Source organism: Pseudomonas sp. FP1762 (genome assembly GCF_030687105.1).
GTDB lineage: Bacteria > Pseudomonadota > Gammaproteobacteria > Pseudomonadales > Pseudomonadaceae > Aquipseudomonas > Aquipseudomonas siliginis.
Genome location: NZ_CP117458.1, coordinates 3739968 through 3760144, shown reverse-complemented (window position 1 = coordinate 3760144; position 20177 = coordinate 3739968). Strand labels below are relative to the sequence as shown.

Below are 20177 nucleotides of genomic sequence, written 5' to 3'. Positions count from 1 at the left end.
TCCTCACTGAACCGCAACCGCAGGCGTGTTCAACAACACAACCGCAGCGGTCACCAGCAAATTGATCAGGGTCAGTGGCAGGCAGAATTTCCAGCTGAAATCCATCACCTGGTCATAACGCGGACGCGGGATGGAAGCGCGCAGCAGGATGAACAGCATGATGAAGAACGCGGTCTTCAGTGCGAACCAGACGAAGGACAGTTGCGGCAGGATGCCGAACGGACCGTGCCAGCCACCGAAGAACAGGGTGACCAGCAGCGCCGAGATCAGGATGATGCCGATGTACTCACCGACGAAGAACATGCCCCATTTCATACCGGCGTATTCAATGTGGTAACCGTCGGCCAGTTCCTGTTCCGCTTCCGGCTGGTCGAACGGGTGACGGTGAGTCACGGCGACGCCAGCGATGAAGAAGGTACAGAAGCCGAAGAACTGCGGAATGATGAACCACAGGTTCTGCGCCTGGTACTCGACGATGTCGCGCATGTTGAACGAGCCGACCTGCACCACGATGCCCATCAGGGCCAGGCCCATGAACACTTCGTAGGACACGGTCTGCGCCGAGGCACGCAAGCTGCCGAGCAGGGCGAACTTGTTGTTGCTCGACCAGCCGGCGAACAGCACCGCATACACCGACAGACCGGCCATGGCGAAGAAGAACAGCAGGCCGATGTTCAGATCCGCCACGCCCCAGGTCGGGGTGATCGGGATGATCGCGAAGGCGATCAGCAGGGCGGACATGGCCACCACCGGTGCCAAAGTGAAGATCACCTTGTCGGCAAACGGCGGGGTCCAGTCTTCCTTGAAGAACATCTTCAGCATGTCGGCGGCGATCTGGAACATGCCGAACGGGCCAACGCGGTTCGGACCGTAACGGTCCTGCCACCAGCCCAGCAGGCGACGTTCGACAAAGCTGAGCAAGGCGCCCGCGACCACCACGGCCAGCAGGATCACGATGGCTTTGATGACCGTCAGGATCACATCGATCACTTCAGGGGTGAACCAGGTCATTGCGCTGCCTCCTGCAGACCGTCGACGGATACGCCGGCGAATGCCGGTGGAATGCCGGCGATGCCCGCAGGCAATGCCACCAGACCGGCGCCCAATTCTTCATTGATGCGCAGCGGCAGACGCAGGGTCTGGCCGGCAACGTTCAGGCTCAGCAGAGCACCGTCGTTGACGCCGAGGCGATCCGCTTCGGATTTCGCCAGAGCCACGTACGGAGCCGGAATGCGCTCTTGCACCGGCGCGGCTTTCGAAGAATTTTCTTCGCTGCCGAACAGGTGGTAGAACGGCACGGCCTGCCAAGTGCCCGGCGCCGGATTGAATGCGCGCGGAGCAGCAGCGAACCAGTTCAGCGAGTCGCCAGTGCTTTCGATCAGGCGCGTGCCCGGATCGCCAGCGCGCAGATGACCACCGACTTCGTCCTGGAACTTGTTCCAGGCTTGTGGCGAGTTCCAGCCCGGCGACCATGCGAATGGCACTTGTTGACGCGGTTCGGCGGAGCCCGAGTAACCTTCCATGGAGAAAGCGAACGCGGTGTCCTGGTCTTGCGGAGTGCGTGGTTCGTGAACGCTGATGTCGGCGCGCATTGCGGTGCGACCGGAGTAACGCAGCGGCTCACGGGCCAGTTTCAGACCCTTGATGCGGAAAGCAGCCGACGGTGCAGCATCAACGATGCGCGCCAGTTGCGCGGTGCTCGAGGCAACGGCAGCGGTGACGTGGTCGAGTTGCGTCCAGTCGATCGGCTGGTTCAGCAGGGTCGCGCGCAGGGCGTGCAGCCAGCGCCAGCCTTCGTGCACCAGAATGCTCGCGTCCATGTATTGCGGATCGAAAACCTGGAAGAAGCGCTGGGCGCGGCCTTCCTGGCTGACCAGCGTACCGTCGCCCTCGGCGAAGCTCGCCGCTGGCAGAACCAGGTGCGCGCGATCGGTGGTGGCGGTTTTCTGATGGTCGGCGACGATCACCACTTTCGCGGCGTTCAATGCGGCATCGACCTTGGCGTTGGCAGTGCGGGTGTACAGATCGTTTTCCAGCACGACGATCGCGTCGGCCTTGCCATCGATGACCGCTTGCAGCGCGTCGTCGACCGACTCGCCACCGAGCATGGCCAGGCCGAGGCTGTTGGCCTCCGGCACGATCAGGCTGATCGAACCGTTCTTCTCGCGCAGCTTCAGGGCCTTGGCGATGTTCGCGGCGGCTTCGATCAAGGCTTTGGAGCCCAGCGAAGTACCGGCGATGATCAGCGGGCGCTTGGCGGCGAGCAGGGCATCGGCGATGCGCTGCGCCAGTTCCAGGGCTTCGGTGTCCAGACCTTCAACGGCCGGCGCGCTGGCATCCAGCGCGTGAGCCACGGCGAAACCGATGCGCGCCAGATCGTCGGGAGCTGCGTGTACGCATTCTTCAGCGACGTCGTCGAGCTTGGTTTCGGCGAGGCTGGCGATAAACAGCGGGTTCAGCGCGTGCTGACCGATGTTCTTCACCGCCGCGTCGAGCCAAGGCTGGACGCGCATGGCTTCGGCCATGTCTTCAGCCTTGCCCTTGACCGACTGACGCAGAGCCAGCGCCATGCGCGCAGCGGTCTGGGTCAGGTCTTCACCGAGGACGAAGATCGCGTCGTGGTCTTCGATATCGCGCATGTTCGGCACTGGCAGCGGGCTGTCGTTCAGCACCTGAAGGACCAGACGAATGCGCTCCAGCTCGGAGGCTTCGATACCCGAATAGAAGTGCTCGGCGCCTACCAGTTCGCGCAACGCGTAGTTGCTCTCGAGGCTGGCGCGTGGCGAACCGATGCCGACGATGTTGCGTCCGCGCAGCAGGTCGGCGGCTTTGTCCAGCGCAGCGTCTAGGCTGAGCTTGGTGCCATCGGCCAGCAGCGGCTGACGTGGACGGTCAGTGCGGTTCACGTAGCCATAACCGAAACGGCCACGGTCGCAGAGGAAATACTGGTTCACCGAACCGTTGAAACGGTTTTCGATGCGACGCAGTTCACCGTAACGCTCGCCCGGGGAAATGTTGCAACCGCTCGAGCAGCCATGGCAGATGCTCGGGGCGAACTGCATGTCCCACTTGCGGTTGTAGCGCTCGGAGTGAGTCTTGTCGGTGAACACGCCGGTCGGGCAGACCTCGGTGAGGTTGCCGGAGAACTCGCTTTCGAGGGTGCCGTCTTCAACGCGACCGAAGTACACGTTGTCGTGGGCGCCGAATACACCGAGGTCGGTACCGCCGGCGTAGTCCTTGTAGAAACGCACGCAGCGGTAGCAGGCGATGCAGCGGTTCATTTCGTGGGAAATGAACGGGCCGAGTTGCTGGTTCTGGTGGGTGCGTTTGCTGAAGCGATAACGGCGCTCGTTGTGGCCGGTCATCACTGTCATGTCTTGCAGGTGGCAGTGACCGCCTTCCTCGCACACCGGGCAGTCGTGCGGGTGGTTGGTCATCAGCCATTCGACAACACTGGCGCGGAACGCCTTGGATTCTTCATCGTCGATGGAGATCCAGGTGTTGTCGGTGGCCGGGGTCATGCAGGACATGACGATGCGACCACGAGTGTCGTTCTCGTCGGTGTACTGCTTGACCGCGCACTGGCGGCAGGCCCCGACGCTACCAAGCGCGGGGTGCCAGCAGAAATATGGAATGTCGAGGCCCAGCGACAGACATGCCTGTAACAGGTTGTCTGCCCCGTCGACTTCGAGCGCTTTGCCGTCTACGTGGATAGTGGCCATGGTTCAAAGGTCTTCGTTGGCCCGGTGTCAGCGGGCGTGGCTAATGGAATCTTGTTATGCGTCCGAATCCAAACAGCCCCGGAGGGCGTCATCGGACGAAAGGCGAAGGGCACGGACCCTTCGCCTTTTTAAGCGTTTAAGCGCCGACTACGATCGGCCTTGCCAGAGGCGGGACGGCGGCGCTGACAGGCGCGATACCGGCTTCGAACTCTGGACGGAAGTATTTGATCGCGCTGCCCAGCGGCTCCACGGCACCCGGTGCGTGAGCACAGAAGGTCTTGCCCGGGCCGAGGAAACCGACCAGACCCAGCAGGGTCTCGATGTCGCCCGGCTGGCCCTTGCCCTGTTCGATGGCCATCAGGAGCTTGACGCTCCATGGCAGACCATCGCGGCACGGGGTGCAGAAACCGCAGGATTCGCGAGCGAAGAACTGCTCCATGTTGCGCAGCAGCGAGACCATGTTGACGCTGTCGTCCACCGCCATCGCCAGACCGGTACCCATCCGGGTGCCGACCTTGGCGATACCGCCGGCGTACATTTGCGCGTCGAGGTGCTCCGGCAGGAGGAAACCGGTACCAGCACCCCCTGGTTGCCAGGCCTTGAGCTTGAAGCCGTCGCGCATGCCGCCGGCGTAGTCTTCGAACAGTTCACGACCGGTGACGCCGAATGGCAGTTCCCACAGGCCCGGGTTCTTGACCTTGCCGGAGAAGCCCATGAGCTTGGTGCCCATGTCTTCGGAACCTTCGCGGGCCAACGATTTGTACCAGTCAACGCCGTCGGCAATGATCGCCGGCACGTTGCACAGGGTTTCGACGTTGTTCACACAGGTCGGCTTGCCCCACACGCCGACGGCGGCAGGGAAGGGCGGCTTGGAGCGCGGGTTGGCGCGGCGGCCTTCGAGGGAGTTGATCAGTGCGGTTTCTTCACCGCAGATGTAACGCCCGGCGCCGGTGTGGACGAACAGTTCGAAATCGAAACCCGAACCGAGAATGTTCTTGCCCAGCAGGCCAGCCGCCTTGGCTTCTTCCACGGCACGGTTGAGGTGCTTGGCGGCGGTGGTGTATTCGCCGCGCAGGAAGATGTAGCCACGGTAGGTTTTCAGCGCGCGGGCACTGATCAGCATGCCTTCGATCAGCAGATGGGGCAGTTGCTCCATCAGCATGCGGTCTTTCCAGGTGTTCGGCTCCATTTCATCCGCGTTGCACAGCAGGTAGCGGATGTTTATGGATTCGTCCTTGGGCATCAGGCCCCACTTCACGCCAGTGGGGAAGCCGGCACCGCCGCGACCCTTGAGGCCAGCGTCTTTGACGGTCTGGACGATGGCGTCCTGATCCATCTCGGCGAAGGCTTTGCGCGCAGCGGCGTAACCGTTCTTGGCCTGGTACTCGTCGAGCCACACGGCTTCGCCGTCATCGCGCAGACGCCAGGTCAGCGGGTGAGTCTCGGCCGAGCGCTGGATGCGGTTGGCTGGACCAAAAGATGTCAGGGTCATACGTAGCCCTCGAGCAGTTTGGCCACGCTAGCAGGCTGCACGTCGCCAAAGGTGTCGTCGTCGATCATCAGCGCCGGTGCCTTGTCGCAGTTGCCGAGGCAGCAAACAGGCAGCAGGGTGAAACGACCGTCGGCGGTGGTCTGACCCAGGCCGATGCCCAGATTGGTCTGGATTTCGCTGACCACCGACTCGTGGCCGCCGATGTAGCAGACCATGCTGTCGCAGACGCGAATGATGTGGCGGCCGACCGGCTGACGGAAGATCTGGCTGTAGAACGTCGCCACGCCTTCAACGTCGCTGGCCGGGATGCCGAGGATCTCGCCGATCGCGTAGAGGGCGCCATCCGGCACCCAGCCGCGTTCTTTCTGGACGATCTTCAGGGCTTCGATCGACGCCGCGCGCGGGTCTTCGTAGTGATGCAGCTCGTGCTCGATGGCCGAGCGCTCGGTTTCACTCAAGGTGAAACGGTCTGTCTGGATAAGCGTGCTGTTCATGCTTAGCGGTCCACGTCGGCCATAACGAAGTCGATACTACCCAGGTACGCAATCAAGTCCGCGACCATGCTGCCTTTGATCACCGAAGGGATCTGCTGCAGGTGCGGGAAGCTCGGAGTACGGATCCGGGTACGGTAGCTCATGGTGCCGCCGTCGCTCGTCAGGTAATAACTGTTGATGCCCTTGGTCGCTTCGATCATCTGGAAGGATTCGTTGGCCGGCATGACCGGGCCCCACGAAACCTGCAGGAAGTGCGTGATCAGGGTTTCGATGTGCTGCAGCGTGCGTTCTTTCGGCGGCGGCGTGGTCAGCGGGTGATCCGCCTTGTACGGGCCTTCCGGCATGTTGCGCATGCATTGATCGATGATCTTGATGCTCTGGCGCATCTCTTCGACGCGGACCATGCAGCGGTCGTAGGCATCGCCATTGACGGCCAGCGGCACTTCGAATTCGAAGTTCTCGTAGCCCGAGTACGGACGCGCTTTGCGCAGGTCGAAATCGCAACCGGTCGACCGCAGGCCGGCACCGGTGACGCCCCATTCCAGGGCCTCTTTGGTGTTGTAGGCAGCGACGCCGACGGTACGACCCTTGAGGATGCTGTTCTGCAGGGCGGCCTTGGTGTATTCGTCCAGACGCTTGGGCATCCACTCGACGAAATCCTTGACCAGTTTTTCCCAGCCGCGCGGCAGGTCGTGGGCGACGCCACCGATGCGGTACCAGGCCGGGTGCAGACGGAAACCGGTGATCGCCTCGATCACCGTGTACGCCTTCTGGCGGTCGGTGAAAGTGAAGAACACCGGGGTCATGGCGCCGACGTCCTGGATGTAGGTACCGAGGAACAGCAGGTGGCTGGTGATCCGGAAGAACTCGGCCATCATGATGCGGATGACATCGACCTTCTGCGGCACTTTGATACCGGCGAGCTTCTCGACCGAAAGCACGTACGGCAGGTTGTTCATCACACCGCCGAGGTAGTCGATACGGTCGGTGTACGGAATGTAGCTGTGCCAGGACTGACGCTCGCCCATCTTCTCGGCGCCACGGTGGTGGTATCCGATGTCCGGGACGCAGTCGACGATCTCTTCACCGTCCAGCTGCAGGATGATGCGGAACGCACCGTGCGCCGAAGGGTGGTTCGGGCCGAGGTTGAGGAACATGTAGTCCTCGTTGGCACCGGAACGCTTCATGCCCCAGTCTTCCGGACGGAAACGCGCGGCTTCTTCCTCAAGCTGCTGCTTGGCGAGGTTGAGGCTGAACGGATCGAATTCGGTGGCGCGCGCCGGGAAGTCCTTGCGCAGCGGGTGACCTTCCCAGGTCGGCGGCATCATGATGCGCGACAGGTGCGGGTGGCCTTTGAAGTCGATGCCGAACATGTCCCAGACTTCGCGCTCGTACCAGTTGGCGTTGGGCCAGATGCTGGTGACGGAAGGCATGCTGAGGTCGCCTTCGGACAAGGCCACCTTGATCATCACGTCACTATTACGCTCCAGCGACATGAGGTGATAGAACACGGTGAAATCGGCGCCGGTTGGCAGCCCTTGACGCTTGGTGCGCAGACGCTCGTCCACGCCGTGCAGGTCATAGAGCATGACGTACGGCTTGGGCAGGTTGCGCAGGAAAGTCAGGACTTCAACCAGTCTGGCACGGGCCACCCACAGCACCGGCATGCCGGTGCGGGTTGCCTGCGCGGTGAACGCTTCGGCGCCAAAACGGTTGTTCAGTTCGACGACCACATCCTGGTCGTCTGCCTTGTAAGGCGGGATGTACAGAGCACTGCCTGTAGTCATGGTTATTTTTTCGCTTTCGGTCAACGTAAAGAATGAAGCCAGCTTCTCGTTACTTGGAACAGAACTGGATCAGACTTCGTCAGGGCTGCGCAGATTGGTGACTGCGATTCGCTGTTCGCGGCGCTGTTCCTTCTGCGATGGCATGTCGGCGCGATACACGCCTTGATCACCAACGACCCAGGAAAGCGGACGACGCTCCTGTCCAATCGATTCCTGCAACAGCATCAAGCCTTGCAGAAATGCTTCCGGACGGGGCGGGCAGCCAGGTACGTAGACGTCCACGGGCAAGAACTTGTCCACCCCTTGAACCACGGAGTAGATGTCGTACATGCCGCCGGAGTTGGCGCACGAACCCATGGAGATAACCCATTTCGGTTCGAGCATTTGCTCGTAGAGACGCTGAATGATCGGCGCCATCTTGATGAAGCAGGTACCGGCGATAACCATGAAGTCGGCCTGACGCGGCGAGGCCCGGATGACTTCGGCGCCAAAGCGCGCGATGTCGTGGGGCGCCGTGAAGGCGGTGGTCATTTCCACGTAGCAGCACGACAGGCCGAAGTTGTACGGCCACAGGGAGTTCTTACGTCCCCAGTTGACCGCGCCGCTCAGCACGTCTTCCAGCTTGCCCATGAAAATGTTTTTGTGGACTTGATCTTCTAACGGATCGGCAACGGTTTCCCGCTGGCCAATCGGATACTGCTCGTTAGGAGCATCGAGGTCGATCCTGGTGAGATTGTATTGCATTGCCAAAGCCTCATTGTTTCAGCTTCGCCTGCCGCTTGCGACGAGCTTCCGGAGCCCAGTCAAGGGCGCCCACTCGGAACAGGTAGACAAGACCTGCCAACAGAATTGCTATGAAAACGAGAGCTTCGACGAATCCGGTCCAGCCGCTTTCGCGGACGGACACAGACCATGCAAAGAGAAAGAGGGCTTCGATATCGAAGATCACGAAGAGCATCGCGACCAGATAGAATTTGGCTGAGAGCCGCAAGCGGGCGCCACCGGTAGGTAGCATGCCCGACTCGAACGGTTCGTTTTTGCTGCGACCCCAGGCTTTTGACCCGAGGAGGCTGGAGACGCCAAGCATGAAGGCACACAGGCCGACGACACCCAGAAGGAAAATGGCAAAGCCCCAGTTGTGGGCCATGAGTCCTGTCGCTTCGGGCATGCTGGTAATCCTTAACAGAGAGCAAAGGTCTCTGAGCTTGATAAAGAAATAAGGCAGTGACGATATGTCGCAGCAATCAATCGGGCTGATTTTATGGCTAAACACCCGGCAAGTAAAATTCCAAAGGCGAAATTATTTACCGGATTAAGGACATAGCGTCTCCTGAAGGCGCTGCGGCCCATGCGTTGCGGGCATTAGCCGGGTTTCCGTCAATTATGTTTTGTAGGCTTTGTAACGAACATAGTTGCTGCTAAATGATAATTGATATCGTTTGGAGTGGTTTTGTAACTGTTTAACCAGTGAGTGGCTGGGAAGTTGTCTTACTTGCGCATTACTGCAAGTAGCGAAGCCTACCGTTTTAGCGGAAATTTCTGACGCTTGTAGCGCTTCAGATCAATGTTCCATCTCTCGGCTGACGGTAGCCCTGTGGGAGCGAGCCTGCTCGCGAAAGCGGTGGATCAGCCTCCAGATGTGCAAGCTGACTTATCGCCTTCGCGAGCAGGCTCGCTCCCACAGGAAATTTATGGGGGCTTTGAGATTCCAACAGGCAAAAAAACGCCCCGATCCAGTCGGGGCGTCAGTCTTGCGGCTCTGCGGTTAGCTTTTTATTCGATCCGCAAAGGCCGTTTGCTCAGGTGAAGCCGAATCAGTGGAACTGTTCTTCTTCGGTCGAACCGGTCAGCGCGGTCACCGAGGACGAGCCGCCCTGGATCACGGTGGTCATGTCGTCGAAGTAGCCAGTGCCCACTTCCTGCTGGTGCGCAACGAAGGTGTAACCCTTGGCGGCGTCAGCGAATTCCTGCTCTTGCAGCTTCACGTAGGCAGTCATGTCGTTGCGGGCGTAGTCGTGCGCCAGGTTGAACATGCTGTGCCACATGTTGTGAATGCCGGCCAGGGTGATGAACTGGTGCTTGTAGCCCATGGCGGACAATTCGCGCTGGAACTTGGCGATGGTCGCGTCGTCCAGGTTCTTCTTCCAGTTGAAGGAAGGCGAGCAGTTGTACGACAGCAGCTGGTCCGGGTATTCCTTCTTGATCGCTTCAGCGAAGCGACGGGCTTCTTCCAGATCCGGTTTGGCGGTTTCGCACCAGATCAGATCGGCATACGGCGCGTAAGCCAGGCCACGGGCGATCGCTTGATCCAGGCCGGCACGTACCTTGTAGAAACCTTCCTGAGTACGCTCGCCGGTCACGAATGGCTGATCGTACGGGTCGCAGTCGGAAGTCAGCAGGTCAGCCGCGTTGGCGTCGGTGCGGGCCAGAATGATGGTCGGCGTGCCGGCAACGTCAGCTGCCAGGCGGGCAGCGGTCAGCTTCTGCACGGCTTCCTGGGTTGGCACCAGAACCTTGCCGCCCATGTGGCCGCACTTCTTCACCGAAGCCAGTTGGTCTTCGAAGTGAACGCCAGCGGCGCCTGCTTCGATCATGCTTTTCATCAGCTCGTAGGCGTTGAGTACGCCGCCGAAGCCGGCTTCAGCGTCAGCCACGATTGGCGCGAAGTAGTCGATGTAGCCTTCATCGCCCGGGTTCTTGCCGGCTTTCCACTGGATCTGGTCAGCACGACGGAACGAGTTGTTGATGCGCTTGACCACGGTTGGCACCGAGTCCACCGGGTACAGCGACTGATCCGGGTACATCGATTCTGCGGAGTTGTTGTCCGCAGCCACCTGCCAGCCGGACAGGTAGATCGCCTGGATACCGGCCTTGACCTGCTGAACAGCCTGGCCGCCGGTCAGGGCGCCCATGCAGTTGACGAAATCTTTCTCTGGACGGAAGGACGGCTTGGCACCCTGGGTGACCAGGTTCCACAGCTTCTCGGCGCCCATCTTCGCGAAGGTGTGCTCAGGCTGAACCGAGCCACGCAGGCGGACCACGTCGGCAGCGGAGTAAGTGCGAGTCACGCCTTTCCAGCGCGGGTTCTCGGCCCAGTCTTTTTCGAGGGCTGCAATTTGCTGTTCGCGTGTCAGTGCCATGGAGATAAACCTCGTCGCGTCTTTTATGAAAAGTTGTTCTGCGGTGGAAAATTCCTGCGCTCGCTGACCAGAAGCTTAGGTGGTCAAGTCGGATTCGGCGGGGTAGGCGACGGGATGAACGATGGGCTCGAGGGGAAGTGAGCAGGTAGTGGCGGACTGCGGGGCGCATTCCGGCGTCGTGGGCCTTTATACGGTCTGCAGCGTGAAGCCGGGTTACCTAAATACGCTTCCGTCCCTCGGGACAACTTCGTTCCAGTCGGCAACCTCGTCAAACACACCTTGTGGGCGGTACAGACACGAAACGGCTCGCGGGGTAGGTGCGAGCGGCGCTTCGAAGGCCCTTGCCAGGGCCTCTGATTAGCGGGAGCGAGGCCATCATGCCTTCGCTTTTTGGCCTCGTCAAACGTTTTGTAGTGCTTTTTTCAAGGCACTACATCTTTCGTCTAATACGACTAATCAGTCAGTTTTCGGTGCTTTAGTCCAGTGTGTCGACTTTCACCCGCAAGGTCATGTCATCCCGGCCTTGAGTCGAGTAGCTGCGGGTCAGCCCCTGTTTGTCGGCCTGAGTCTGGCTGTTGACGCCCGCCAGGGTGATCCATTCGCCGAGGCGTCCGGTGACGGTTGTGTCGGTGCTTTGCACGTTCACTACATCGGGACGTTCCTGGCTCATGCGGTCACGGTTGGTACTGATCGCCAGATGAACGGTCTCGCCGGTGACGCTGGCGGTGACGTAGAAACCCTGGGTGACGTTGCGGTATTGGGTCTCGCTGCTGTAACCGCCGTAGGAGTCGCTCTGGGTGTTGGTGATCGGCACGCTTTGGCCAACCTGAATCAGCGCCGGAGTGCCTTCACTGGTCTGCACTTGCTGAGCGCCGCCGTTGCGGCTGGTGGTGCTGCGGCTGATGATCCGGGTCTGGTTCGGCTGGGCGCCGTTGACCGAATAACCTTCGTCGCCGCGGCCATTGTTTTCGTTGGTGTCGACGGTGATCAGCAAGCGCTTCGGTGCGGTATCGAGTTGCGCCAGCAGATCTTTCAGTTCCTGTATCTTGCCCGGCTCGGCTTTGACGATCAGCTGATTGCCGTAAGCGCTGACCTGACCGTCCTGGCCGATGAAATCCTGCGCCACTGGCAACATATCAGCGCTGGTGTGGTATTTGAGGGGGACGATTTCTGTGGCTGCCAGCACCGAAAAACTGCAGCCGAGCAGCAGGGTGGTGAGCAGGGTGCGTAGGGACATGTCCGTTATCTCCGCGTTCGAAAGGCTTGATATTGCCAGTTTGTCGGCCCGGGGTGGGGCAAGTTGAATCGTAGACAGCAAAACGCCCCGGCATCCGAAAATGGCGGGGCGTTTTGTGGTGTGCTTGCGGCCATTGTGGCGAGGGGATTTATCCCCGCTCGGCTGCACAGCAGTCGCCGACCCAGCGCGCTCGATTTAACTGACTCACCGAGTTTTCTGGATTTGGGGCTGCTTCGCAGCCCAGCGGGGATAAATCCCCTCGCCACAGGGGTCTAGAGGTCTCGGAATCAGGCCGAATGCCGAACCATGTCGACATGCGGAATGCCGGCCTCGAGAAACTCCTCGCTGACCAGGCTGAAGCCCAGGCGCTCATAGAACGCCGTGGCCTGCACCTGAGCGCTGAGCTTTTGTTGCTTCAAGCCGCGCGCTTCGGCTTCGGCGATGACCGCTTGCATCAGCGCGTCACCGACCTTCATTCCGCGCCAGTCTTTGAGTACCGAAACCCGACCGATATGCCCATCGGGCAGCAGTCGCGCCGTGCCGATCGGGAAGTCGCCTTCGAACGCCAGAAAATGCACGGCGGTCGCGTCATCGGCGTCCCACTCAAGCTCGGGTGGCACCGATTGTTCGGCGATGAACACCGTTTCACGAATGCGCCGGATCTCGGCGATATCCTTCTGCCAGTCTGCGACACGAACGCGAATTTTATTCATCGGCGAACCCCAGGCTTCCTTGCTTGACCAGTTCGCAGAGCAGGCTGCGGCCGTCTTCATCGCTCAGCCATTCGCCGAGGTTGTCGGCGTGCAGCGCGTCAGCGGCGCAGATCAGCTTCAACAGTTCGCGCAGCTTGCCCGGCAGGTAACGGCTCTGTCCGCTGGCGAACAGCAGCAGATCGTCATCGACTTCCGACCAGGCCAGGCGCGCGCTCGGGTTGCGGATCAGCACGGCGCCGTCCTGCAGGGCGGCGAGGAAGTCTTCTTCTTCGACGTCTTCCGGGCCGACCACCAATTCGGGGTAGCGCGGCTCGGTCATGTACTGGCCGAACCAAGTCAGCAGCAGACGCTCGTCGCTCATGTGTTCGGCGAGCAGGCTTTTCAGACGATCCAGTGCATCGTGTTGAATCTGGTGCGGATCGACCGCCGGCTTGGCGTCGGCATCGGTGTAGCGCTCTTCGTCAGTCAGGAACTGGCTGAGGAAGTCGGTGAAGTGGGTCAGCACTTCAGCGGCGCTCGGCGCGCGGAAACCGACCGAATAGGTCATGCAGTTGTCGACCGCGACGCCGCAATGGGCCAGACGCGGCGGCAGGTAGAGCATGTCGCCTGGCTCCAGCACCCATTCTTCGGTCTCGTGGAATTCAGCGAGGATGCGCAGGTCAGCGTGCTGCAGGAGCGGGCTCTCGGAATCGCACATCTGGCCGATTTTCCAGTTGCGCTTGCCATGGCCCTGCAGCAGGAACACATCGTAGTTGTCGAAATGCGGGCCGACGCTGCCACCCGGTGCGGCAAAGCTGATCATCACGTCATCGACGCGCCAGCTCGGCAGGAAGCGGAAGTTTTCCAGCAGTTCGCTGACTTCCGGCACGAACTGATCAACCGCTTGCACCAGCAGGGTCCACTCTTTTTCTGGCAATTTGCTGAACTCGTCTTCGGCGAACGGGCCGCGACGCAGTTCCCATGGACGCTCGCCATGTTCGATCACCAGGCGCGATTCGACTTCTTCTTCCAGGGCCAGGCCGGCCAGTTCGTCGGCGTCGATCGGGCTTTCGAAGTCAGGAATCGCCTGACGGATCAGCAGCGGTTTTTTCTGCCAGTAGTCACGCAGGAACTCGCGTGCTGTGAGGCCGCCCAGAAGTTGAAGAGGAATATCGGAATTCATATGTAACCTATTGAAAAAAAGCACTTTTCAGACGGGAATAAAAACGCCCGGCGCGGCCGGGCGTCTCAAACGGGGCAAACGGTCGATCAGATGCGTTTGGCTTGTGCCACAGCGTTGCCGATGTAGTTGGCCGGGGTCAGTTGCTTGAGCTCGGCTTTGGCTTCGGCTGGCATGTCCAGGCCATCGATGAAAGTCTGCAGCGCTTCAGGGCTGATGCCCTTGCCACGGGTCAGTTCTTTCAGCTTTTCGTACGGGTTTTCGATGTTGTAGCGACGCATCACGGTCTGGATCGGCTCAGCCAATACTTCCCAGCAAGCATCGAGGTCAGCGGCAATCTTCTGCTCGTTGAGCTCGAGTTTGCTGATGCCTTTGAGGCTGGCTTCGTAAGCGATCACGCTGTGGGCGAAGCCGACACCGAGGTTGCGCAGGACGGTGGAGTCGGTCAGGTCGCGCTGCCAGCGGGAGATCGGCAGCTTGCTCGCCAGGTGCTGGAACAATGCGTTGGCGATACCCAGGTTGCCTTCGGAGTTTTCGAAGTCGATCGGGTTGACCTTGTGCGGCATGGTCGACGAACCGATTTCACCAGCGATGGTGCGCTGCTTGAAATAACCCAAGGAGATATAGCCCCAGATGTCGCGGTCGAAGTCGATCAGGATGGTGTTGAAGCGTGCGATAGCGTCGAACAGCTCGGCGATGTAGTCGTGCGGTTCGATCTGCGTGGTGTACGGGTTGAAGCCCAGGCCCAGCTCGTCTTCGATGAAGGCGCGGGCGTTGGCTTCCCAGTCGATCTGCGGGTAGGCCGAGAGGTGTGCGTTGTAGTTGCCGACAGCGCCGTTGATCTTGCCCAGCAGCGGCACGGCAGCGACTTGAGCGATCTGACGCTCGAGACGGTAAACCACGTTGGCCAGTTCTTTACCCAGAGTAGTCGGCGAAGCCGGCTGGCCGTGGGTGCGCGACAGCATCGGCACGTCGGCGAAACGGATGGCCAGTTCGCGGATGGCGTTGGCGGTCTGGCGCATCAGCGGCAGCATCACGTCGTCACGACCTTCGCGCAGCATCAGGGCGTGGGACAGGTTGTTGATGTCTTCGCTGGTGCAGGCAAAGTGGATGAATTCGCTGACCTTGGCCAGCTCCGGCAGCTTGGCCGCCTGCTCTTTGAGCAGGTATTCGATCGCTTTGACGTCGTGGTTGGTGGTGCGCTCGATCTCTTTGACGCGCTCGGCGTGCTCCAGCGAGAAGTTTTCAGCCAGTTCGTTGAGAACGGCGTTGGCCTCGGCGGAGAAGGCTGGCACTTCAGGGATGCCAGCGTGGGCGGCCAGGCGCTGGAGCCAGCGCACTTCAACCAGAACGCGGGCACGGATCAGGCCGTACTCGCTGAAAATCGGGCGCAGGGCCTGGGTTTTGCCGGCGTAGCGGCCGTCAACAGGGGAAACCGCAGTGAGCGAAGAGAGCTGCATGGGGTGTTCTCGGACAGTCGGGCAACGAAATGGGGCGCGTATCATACATGAAAAAATCCGCCGGTCCGTCGCCAACTGACCGGCGTATTACGCGTTACAGACTACAAAGCCTTCATGACGCGGCGTTTACTCGCTGCGCATCAACGGATAAAGCTCTTTAAGCAACTTGCGGCGGCTGATCACCAACTGCCAGCGATGACCACCGAGCTGCCGCCACAGGCGCGCCGAGCGGATACCGGCGAGGAGCAGGGCGCGGATCTTCGAGGCATTGCTCGGCTGTTGCAGGTTGCGCATGTCGCCGTGCACCTGAATGCGCTGGCGCAGAGTGCTCAAAGTGTCCTGGTACAACGCACCGCAAGCGGCCACGACGTTTTCGTGGGCCGGGCCAAAATGCTCCACCTGCGACTGGATCTGCGGCAGGCGTTTGGCAATCGTCTCAAGCATGTCGTCACGCTTGGCCAGTTGCCGCTCCAGACCGAGCATCGACAGGGCGTAGCGCAACGGCTCGCGCTGCAAGGTGCTCGGATCGCGCTCAAGGGCGCCAATCAGCGCGCGATAACCCTCGCGCAGATTGATGTCGTCGCCGCCGTACACGTCCAGCGTATCTTTCGGGTCGCGGACCAGCAGGCTGCCGAGCATGCAACTCAGGCCGGCCTCGTTGGTCTGGCCGGTCTTGGCGATGCGATCGACCAGCACGGCGGCGAGAAACACACCGCCCAGCGCTGTCAGTTGCTCCTGAGTCGGGCTCATGCCTGGCCGCTCCACGGCTCGGCCACTTCGATCACGCCGCCACCCAAGCAGATTTCACCGTCATAGAACACCACCGATTGGCCCGGCGTCACCGCGCGTTGCGGTTCGTCGAACACGGCGCGATAACCGCTGGCGGTTTTTTCCAGGGTGCAGGCCTGATCGCTCTGGCGATAACGCACTTTCGCCGTCAGGCGCAGCGGCTGGCTCAGGTCGATCGGGTTGACCCAGTAAATTTCCGAAGCGAGCAGGGCGCTGGAGAACAGCCACGGATGGTTGTTGCCCTGGCCGACGATCAGCTCGTTGCTCTGCAGATCCTTGCGCAGCACGTACCACGGCTCGTCACCGGCATCCTTCAAGCCGCCGATGCCGAGGCCCTGACGCTGGCCGATGGTGTGGTACATCAAGCCGTGGTGACGGCCGATGACTTCGCCTTCGGTGGTCTTGATCTCGCCCGGTTGTGCCGGCAGGTATTGCTTGAGGAAATCGCTGAAACGGCGCTCGCCGATGAAGCAGATCCCGGTGGAATCCTTCTTCTTGGCGGTGGCCAGTTCGTACTTCTCGGCAATCTCGCGCACTTGCGGCTTTTCCAGTTCGCCGACCGGGAACAGGGTCTTGGCGATCTGTTCGCCGCCGACGGCGTGCAGGAAATAGCTCTGATCCTTGTTCGGATCGAGGCCTTTGAGCAGTTCGGTGCGACCATCGATATCACGGCGGCGCACGTAGTGGCCGGTGGCGATCAGGTCGGCGCCGAGCATCATCGCGTAGTCGAGGAACGCTTTGAACTTGATCTCGCGGTTGCACAGGATGTCCGGGTTCGGCGTGCGCCCGGCCTTGTATTCGGCGAGAAAGTGCTCGAACACGTTGTCCCAGTACTCGGCGGCGAAGTTGGCGGTGTGCAGCTTGATACCGATCTTGTCGCAGACAGCCTGAGCATCCGCCAGGTCGTCCATGGCGGTGCAGTATTCCGTTCCGTCGTCTTCTTCCCAGTTCTTCATGAACAGGCCTTCCACTTCGTAACCCTGCTCGATCAGCAGAAGGGCAGAAACGGAAGAGTCCACGCCGCCGGACATGCCGACAATGACGCGCTTCTTGGATGTGTCAGAAGGGGCTGGATCACGCATAGGGATTCAATGAGTGTCTTGGAAAAGGGCGCGATTCTATCAGGCTCGCGGCCGCAAGGCTAAAGAGAAGGGCGGATCAGTTCGAGGCTGAAGTGATGACCGGCCAGATAATCGTCGATGCAACGGATGATCAGTTCACTGCGCCAGTTATCGCGCTGGGCGATTAATTCGTCGCGGGTCAGCCACTTGGCGCCGACGATGCCGTCGTCAAGCTGGTAATCCGGGTGATGCTGCACGGCTTTGGCGCTGAAGCATATGCGCTGGTAAGTCACGCCGTTGCTCGGCGCTGTATACAGATAAATGCCGATCACGCCGGTAGGTTCGACGTCCCAACCGGTTTCTTCGAGGGTTTCGCGAATCGCCGCGTCGATCAGGGTTTCATCCGGATCGAGATGGCCGGCGGGCTGGTTGAGCACATTGCGCCCGCCTTTGTGCTCTTCGACCATCAGGAAGCGGCCGTTGTCCTCGACGATGGTGGCGACGGTGATGTGGGGGAGCCATTCCATAAAGCCTTCCTCAATCTATTGGTTAAACCCCAATCCCTGTGGGAGCTGGCTTGCCAGCGATAGCGGTGGTTCAGTCACCATCCATGCTGGATGATAAACCGCCATCGCTGGCAAGCCAGCTCCCACAAAGTTTTGTGGTGATCACAAAACCCGGAAACACAAACCCCGGCACAAGGCCGGGGTTTGTGATGTTCCCATTACAACCTTAAACCAGCGCAGCAATCGCCGCGTTGAAGGTTGCGCTTGGACGCATGGCCTTGCTGATCAGATCGGCGTCGGCGTGGTAGTAACCGCCGATGTCGACTGGCTTGCCCTGCACGGCGTTGAGCTCGGCAACGATGGTTGCCTCGTTCTCGGTCAGGGTTTTGGCCAGAGTCGCGAACTGCGCTTGCAGTGCAGCGTCTTCGGTCTGGGCAGCCAGGGCCTGAGCCCAGTACATCGCCAGGTAGAAGTGGCTGCCGCGGTTGTCGATGTTGCCGACCTTGCGCGATGGCGACTTGTTGTTGTCGAGGAACTGGCCGGTGGCCTGGTCCAGGGTTTTCGACAGCACCAGTGCTTTCGGGTTGTTGTAGTTCACACCCAGGTGCTCAAGGGAAGCGGCGAGGGCAAGGAACTCACCCAGCGAATCCCAGCGCAGGAAGTTTTCTTCAACCAGTTGCTGCACGTGCTTCGGAGCCGAACCGCCGGCGCCGGTTTCGAACAGACCACCGCCGTTCATCAGCGGCACGATCGACAGCATCTTGGCGCTGGTGCCCAGTTCCATGATCGGGAACAGATCGGTCAGGTAGTCGCGCAGTACGTTGCCGGTCACCGAAATGGTGTCCTTGCCTTCGCGGGTGCGCTGCAGGGTGTACTTCATCGCGTCGACCGGCGCCATGATCTGGATGTCCAGACCGCTGGTGTCGTGATCCTTCAGGTAGGCCTGAACCTTCTCGATCACCACGCCATCGTGAGCGCGCATCGGGTCGAGCCAGAAGATCGCCGGCGTGCTGCTGGCGCGAGCACGGTTGACGGCCAGTTTGACCCAGTCCTGGATCGGTGCGTCTTTGGTCTGGCACATGCGGAAGATGTCGCCGGCTTCGACAGCCTGTTCCATCAGCAGCTTGCCCTTGCTGTCGGTGACGCGAACAACGCCGTCAGCCTTGATCTGGAAGGTCTTGTCGTGCGAGCCGTACTCTTCGGCTTTCTTCGCCATCAAACCGACGTTCGGCACGCTGCCCATGGTGGTCGGGTCGAAAGCGCCGTTGGCTTTGCAATCTTCGATCACAGCCTGGTAGATGGTCGCGTAGCAACGATCCGGGATCACAGCCTTGGTGTCGTGCAGCTGACCGTCGGTGCCCCACATCTTGCCGGAGTCACGGATCATCGCTGGCATCGAGGCGTCGACGATGACGTCGCTAGGCACGTGCAGGTTGGTGATGCCTTTGTCGGAGTTGACCATCGCCAGCGACGGACGAACGGCGTAGACCGCTGCGATATCGGCTTCGATCTGCGCTTGCTGCTCGGCCGGCAGGGCCTTGATGCGCGCGTACAGATCGCCGATGCCGTTGTTCAGATTGAAGCCGATCTGGTTCAGCACGTCAGCGTGCTTGGTCAGTGCGTCTTTATAGAACTCGGCAACGATCTGGCCGAACATGATCGGGTCGGAGACCTTCATCATGGTCGCTTTCAGGTGAACCGAGAGCAGCACGCCCTGGGCCTTGGCGCTTTCGATCTCGGCAGCGATGAACGCACGCAAGGCGTTTTTGCTCATCACGGCGCAGTCGAGGATCTCGCCAGCCTGAACGGTGGTTTTTTCTTTCAGAACGGTGGCAGCACCGTCCTTGGCGATCAGTTCGATCTTCACGGCGTCAGCGGCGTCGATCAGGACAGCTTTTTCGCTGCCGTAGAAATCGCCGGTGCTCATGTGCGCGACGTGAGACTTGGAGTCCTTGGCCCAGGCGCCCATCTTGTGCGGGTGCTTGCGCGCGTAGTTCTTCACCGACAGCGGAGCGCGGCGGTCGGAGTTGCCTTCACGCAGAACCGGGTTCACGGCGCTGCCCTTGACCTTGTCGTAACGCGCCTTGGCGTCTTTGTCGGCGTCGCTGGTCACGGTTTCCGGGTAGTCCGGCAGGTTGTAGCCCTGCGCCTGCAGCTCTTTGATCGCGGCTTGCAGCTGTGGCACCGAAGCACTGATGTTCGGCAGCTTGATTATGTTGGCTTCAGGCGTAACGGCCAGGTCGCCCAGTTCGGCGAGGTGATCGGCTACGGCTTTGTCGCCCAGTTGCTCGGGGAAGCTTGCCAGGATGCGCGCTGCAAGAGAGATATCGCGGGTTTCCACGGCGATATCGGCCGAGGCGGTGTAAGCCTCGATGATCGGCAGCAGGGAATAGGTGGCGAGGGCAGGAGCTTCGTCGGTGAAGGTATAGATGATCTTCGAGCGGGTGGGCATATTCGGATTAACTCTCTCTTCTTTGCTAAAGCGTGCGCAGAAACTCGAGGGGCGCCGGGTAAGCGCGTTCGTTCAAAGTCATCCATGAACCGAATGTCGAGATTCTTCGCGGTGATGTTGGGTGCATCAGTAGAGCGTCAAGCAGTCAGGCTGCGGTAACAACCC

General features: G+C 60.5%; 16 protein-coding genes. All 16 read right to left on the bottom strand.

Annotated elements, in window-relative coordinates:
- Positions 1–3: 3 nt before the first annotated feature.
- The 16 genes from nuoH to PSH90_RS16635 all read right to left on the bottom strand — a co-directional run bounded on the left by nuoH (position 4) and on the right by PSH90_RS16635 (position 20012).
- Positions 4–1011, bottom strand: coding sequence for an NADH-quinone oxidoreductase subunit NuoH (gene nuoH / locus PSH90_RS16710; protein WP_039763316.1), 1008 nt, complete (start codon positions 1009–1011; stop codon positions 4–6).
- Positions 1008–3722 carry an NADH-quinone oxidoreductase subunit NuoG gene (gene nuoG, locus PSH90_RS16705; RefSeq protein WP_305381082.1) on the bottom strand — a complete coding sequence of 905 codons (2715 nt, stop codon included), beginning with the start codon at positions 3720–3722 and terminating at the stop codon, positions 1008–1010. Before nuoG ends, nuoH begins: the two co-directional genes overlap by 4 nt.
- A 136-nt stretch (positions 3723–3858) precedes the next feature.
- Positions 3859–5214, bottom strand: coding sequence for an NADH-quinone oxidoreductase subunit NuoF (nuoF, locus tag PSH90_RS16700; RefSeq protein ID WP_024013417.1), 1356 nt, complete (start codon positions 5212–5214; stop codon positions 3859–3861).
- Positions 5211–5708 carry an NADH-quinone oxidoreductase subunit NuoE gene (gene nuoE / locus PSH90_RS16695; RefSeq protein ID WP_056788883.1) on the bottom strand — a complete coding sequence of 166 codons (498 nt, stop codon included), beginning with the start codon at positions 5706–5708 and terminating at the stop codon, positions 5211–5213. Before nuoE ends, nuoF begins: the two co-directional genes overlap by 4 nt.
- Positions 5709–5710: 2 nt before the next feature.
- A complete protein-coding gene (gene nuoC / locus PSH90_RS16690) occupies positions 5711–7495 on the bottom strand; it encodes an NADH-quinone oxidoreductase subunit C/D (RefSeq protein WP_056788887.1) in 1785 nt (594 codons plus the stop codon).
- 69 nt (positions 7496–7564) lie between these two features.
- The gene (locus PSH90_RS16685) at positions 7565–8239 is read right to left on the bottom strand and encodes an NADH-quinone oxidoreductase subunit B family protein (RefSeq protein ID WP_305381081.1); all 675 of its coding nucleotides are present in this window, start codon (positions 8237–8239) and stop codon (positions 7565–7567) included.
- 10 nt (positions 8240–8249) lie between these two features.
- Entirely contained in the window at positions 8250–8663 is a 414-nt protein-coding gene (locus PSH90_RS16680; protein WP_003223812.1) for an NADH-quinone oxidoreductase subunit A, read from the bottom strand.
- A 646-nt stretch (positions 8664–9309) separates the two neighbouring features.
- Positions 9310–10635 (bottom strand): isocitrate lyase, encoded by a 1326-nt coding sequence (gene aceA, locus PSH90_RS16675; protein WP_003223815.1) that lies wholly within the window; start codon positions 10633–10635, stop codon positions 9310–9312.
- Between the two features lie 475 nt (positions 10636–11110).
- The gene (locus PSH90_RS16670) at positions 11111–11872 is read right to left on the bottom strand and encodes a secretin N-terminal domain-containing protein (protein WP_305381079.1); all 762 of its coding nucleotides are present in this window, start codon (positions 11870–11872) and stop codon (positions 11111–11113) included.
- Between the two features lie 287 nt (positions 11873–12159).
- Positions 12160–12585, bottom strand: a complete 426-nt coding sequence (locus tag PSH90_RS16665) for a GNAT family N-acetyltransferase (RefSeq protein ID WP_016775275.1) — start codon at positions 12583–12585, stop codon at positions 12160–12162.
- Entirely contained in the window at positions 12578–13747 is a 1170-nt protein-coding gene (locus PSH90_RS16660) for a cupin domain-containing protein (protein ID WP_016775274.1), read from the bottom strand. Before PSH90_RS16660 ends, PSH90_RS16665 begins: the two co-directional genes overlap by 8 nt.
- 86 nt (positions 13748–13833) lie before the next feature.
- Positions 13834–15204: an adenylosuccinate lyase gene (gene purB, locus PSH90_RS16655; RefSeq protein WP_003223822.1), complete on the bottom strand. Its 1371-nt coding sequence runs from the start codon at positions 15202–15204 to the stop codon at positions 13834–13836.
- 126 nt (positions 15205–15330) lie between these two features.
- Positions 15331–15954: a high frequency lysogenization protein HflD gene (gene hflD / locus PSH90_RS16650; protein ID WP_039763308.1), complete on the bottom strand. Its 624-nt coding sequence runs from the start codon at positions 15952–15954 to the stop codon at positions 15331–15333.
- Positions 15951–17075, bottom strand: coding sequence for a tRNA 2-thiouridine(34) synthase MnmA (gene mnmA, locus PSH90_RS16645; RefSeq protein WP_252878511.1), 1125 nt, complete (start codon positions 17073–17075; stop codon positions 15951–15953). The genes hflD and mnmA overlap by 4 nt, the downstream gene beginning before the upstream one ends.
- Positions 17076–17134: 59 nt before the next feature.
- Positions 17135–17581 carry an NUDIX hydrolase gene (locus tag PSH90_RS16640; RefSeq protein ID WP_016775271.1) on the bottom strand — a complete coding sequence of 149 codons (447 nt, stop codon included), beginning with the start codon at positions 17579–17581 and terminating at the stop codon, positions 17135–17137.
- 205 nt (positions 17582–17786) lie between these two features.
- Complete coding sequence (locus tag PSH90_RS16635; protein WP_305381078.1) at positions 17787–20012, bottom strand: NADP-dependent isocitrate dehydrogenase; 2226 nt, start codon at positions 20010–20012, stop codon at positions 17787–17789.
- Between the last annotated feature and the right edge of the window lie 165 nt (positions 20013–20177).

What these genes read in the sequence shown, in the direction of transcription:
- purB (WP_003223822.1), bottom strand. Translation starts at nt 15,204, where the DNA reads ATGCAGCTCTCTTCGCTCACTGCGGTTTCCCCTGTTGACGGCCGCTAC.
- hflD (WP_039763308.1), bottom strand. Translation starts at nt 15,954, where the DNA reads ATGAGCCCGACTCAGGAGCAACTGACAGCGCTGGGCGGTGTGTTTCTC.
- PSH90_RS16685 (WP_305381081.1), bottom strand. Translation starts at nt 8,239, where the DNA reads ATGCAATACAATCTCACCAGGATCGACCTCGATGCTCCTAACGAGCAG.
- PSH90_RS16635 (WP_305381078.1), bottom strand. Translation starts at nt 20,012, where the DNA reads ATGCCCACCCGCTCGAAGATCATCTATACCTTCACCGACGAAGCTCCT.
- nuoC (WP_056788887.1), bottom strand. Translation starts at nt 7,495, where the DNA reads ATGACTACAGGCAGTGCTCTGTACATCCCGCCTTACAAGGCAGACGAC.
- PSH90_RS16660 (WP_016775274.1), bottom strand. Translation starts at nt 13,747, where the DNA reads ATGAATTCCGATATTCCTCTTCAACTTCTGGGCGGCCTCACAGCACGC.
- PSH90_RS16665 (WP_016775275.1), bottom strand. Translation starts at nt 12,585, where the DNA reads ATGAATAAAATTCGCGTTCGTGTCGCAGACTGGCAGAAGGATATCGCC.
- PSH90_RS16640 (WP_016775271.1), bottom strand. Translation starts at nt 17,581, where the DNA reads ATGGAATGGCTCCCCCACATCACCGTCGCCACCATCGTCGAGGACAAC.
- PSH90_RS16680 (WP_003223812.1), bottom strand. Translation starts at nt 8,663, where the DNA reads ATGCCCGAAGCGACAGGACTCATGGCCCACAACTGGGGCTTTGCCATT.
- aceA (WP_003223815.1), bottom strand. Translation starts at nt 10,635, where the DNA reads ATGGCACTGACACGCGAACAGCAAATTGCAGCCCTCGAAAAAGACTGG.
- nuoF (WP_024013417.1), bottom strand. Translation starts at nt 5,214, where the DNA reads ATGACCCTGACATCTTTTGGTCCAGCCAACCGCATCCAGCGCTCGGCC.
- PSH90_RS16670 (WP_305381079.1), bottom strand. Translation starts at nt 11,872, where the DNA reads ATGTCCCTACGCACCCTGCTCACCACCCTGCTGCTCGGCTGCAGTTTT.
- mnmA (WP_252878511.1), bottom strand. Translation starts at nt 17,075, where the DNA reads ATGCGTGATCCAGCCCCTTCTGACACATCCAAGAAGCGCGTCATTGTC.
- nuoH (WP_039763316.1), bottom strand. Translation starts at nt 1,011, where the DNA reads ATGACCTGGTTCACCCCTGAAGTGATCGATGTGATCCTGACGGTCATC.
- nuoG (WP_305381082.1), bottom strand. Translation starts at nt 3,722, where the DNA reads ATGGCCACTATCCACGTAGACGGCAAAGCGCTCGAAGTCGACGGGGCA.
- nuoE (WP_056788883.1), bottom strand. Translation starts at nt 5,708, where the DNA reads ATGAACAGCACGCTTATCCAGACAGACCGTTTCACCTTGAGTGAAACC.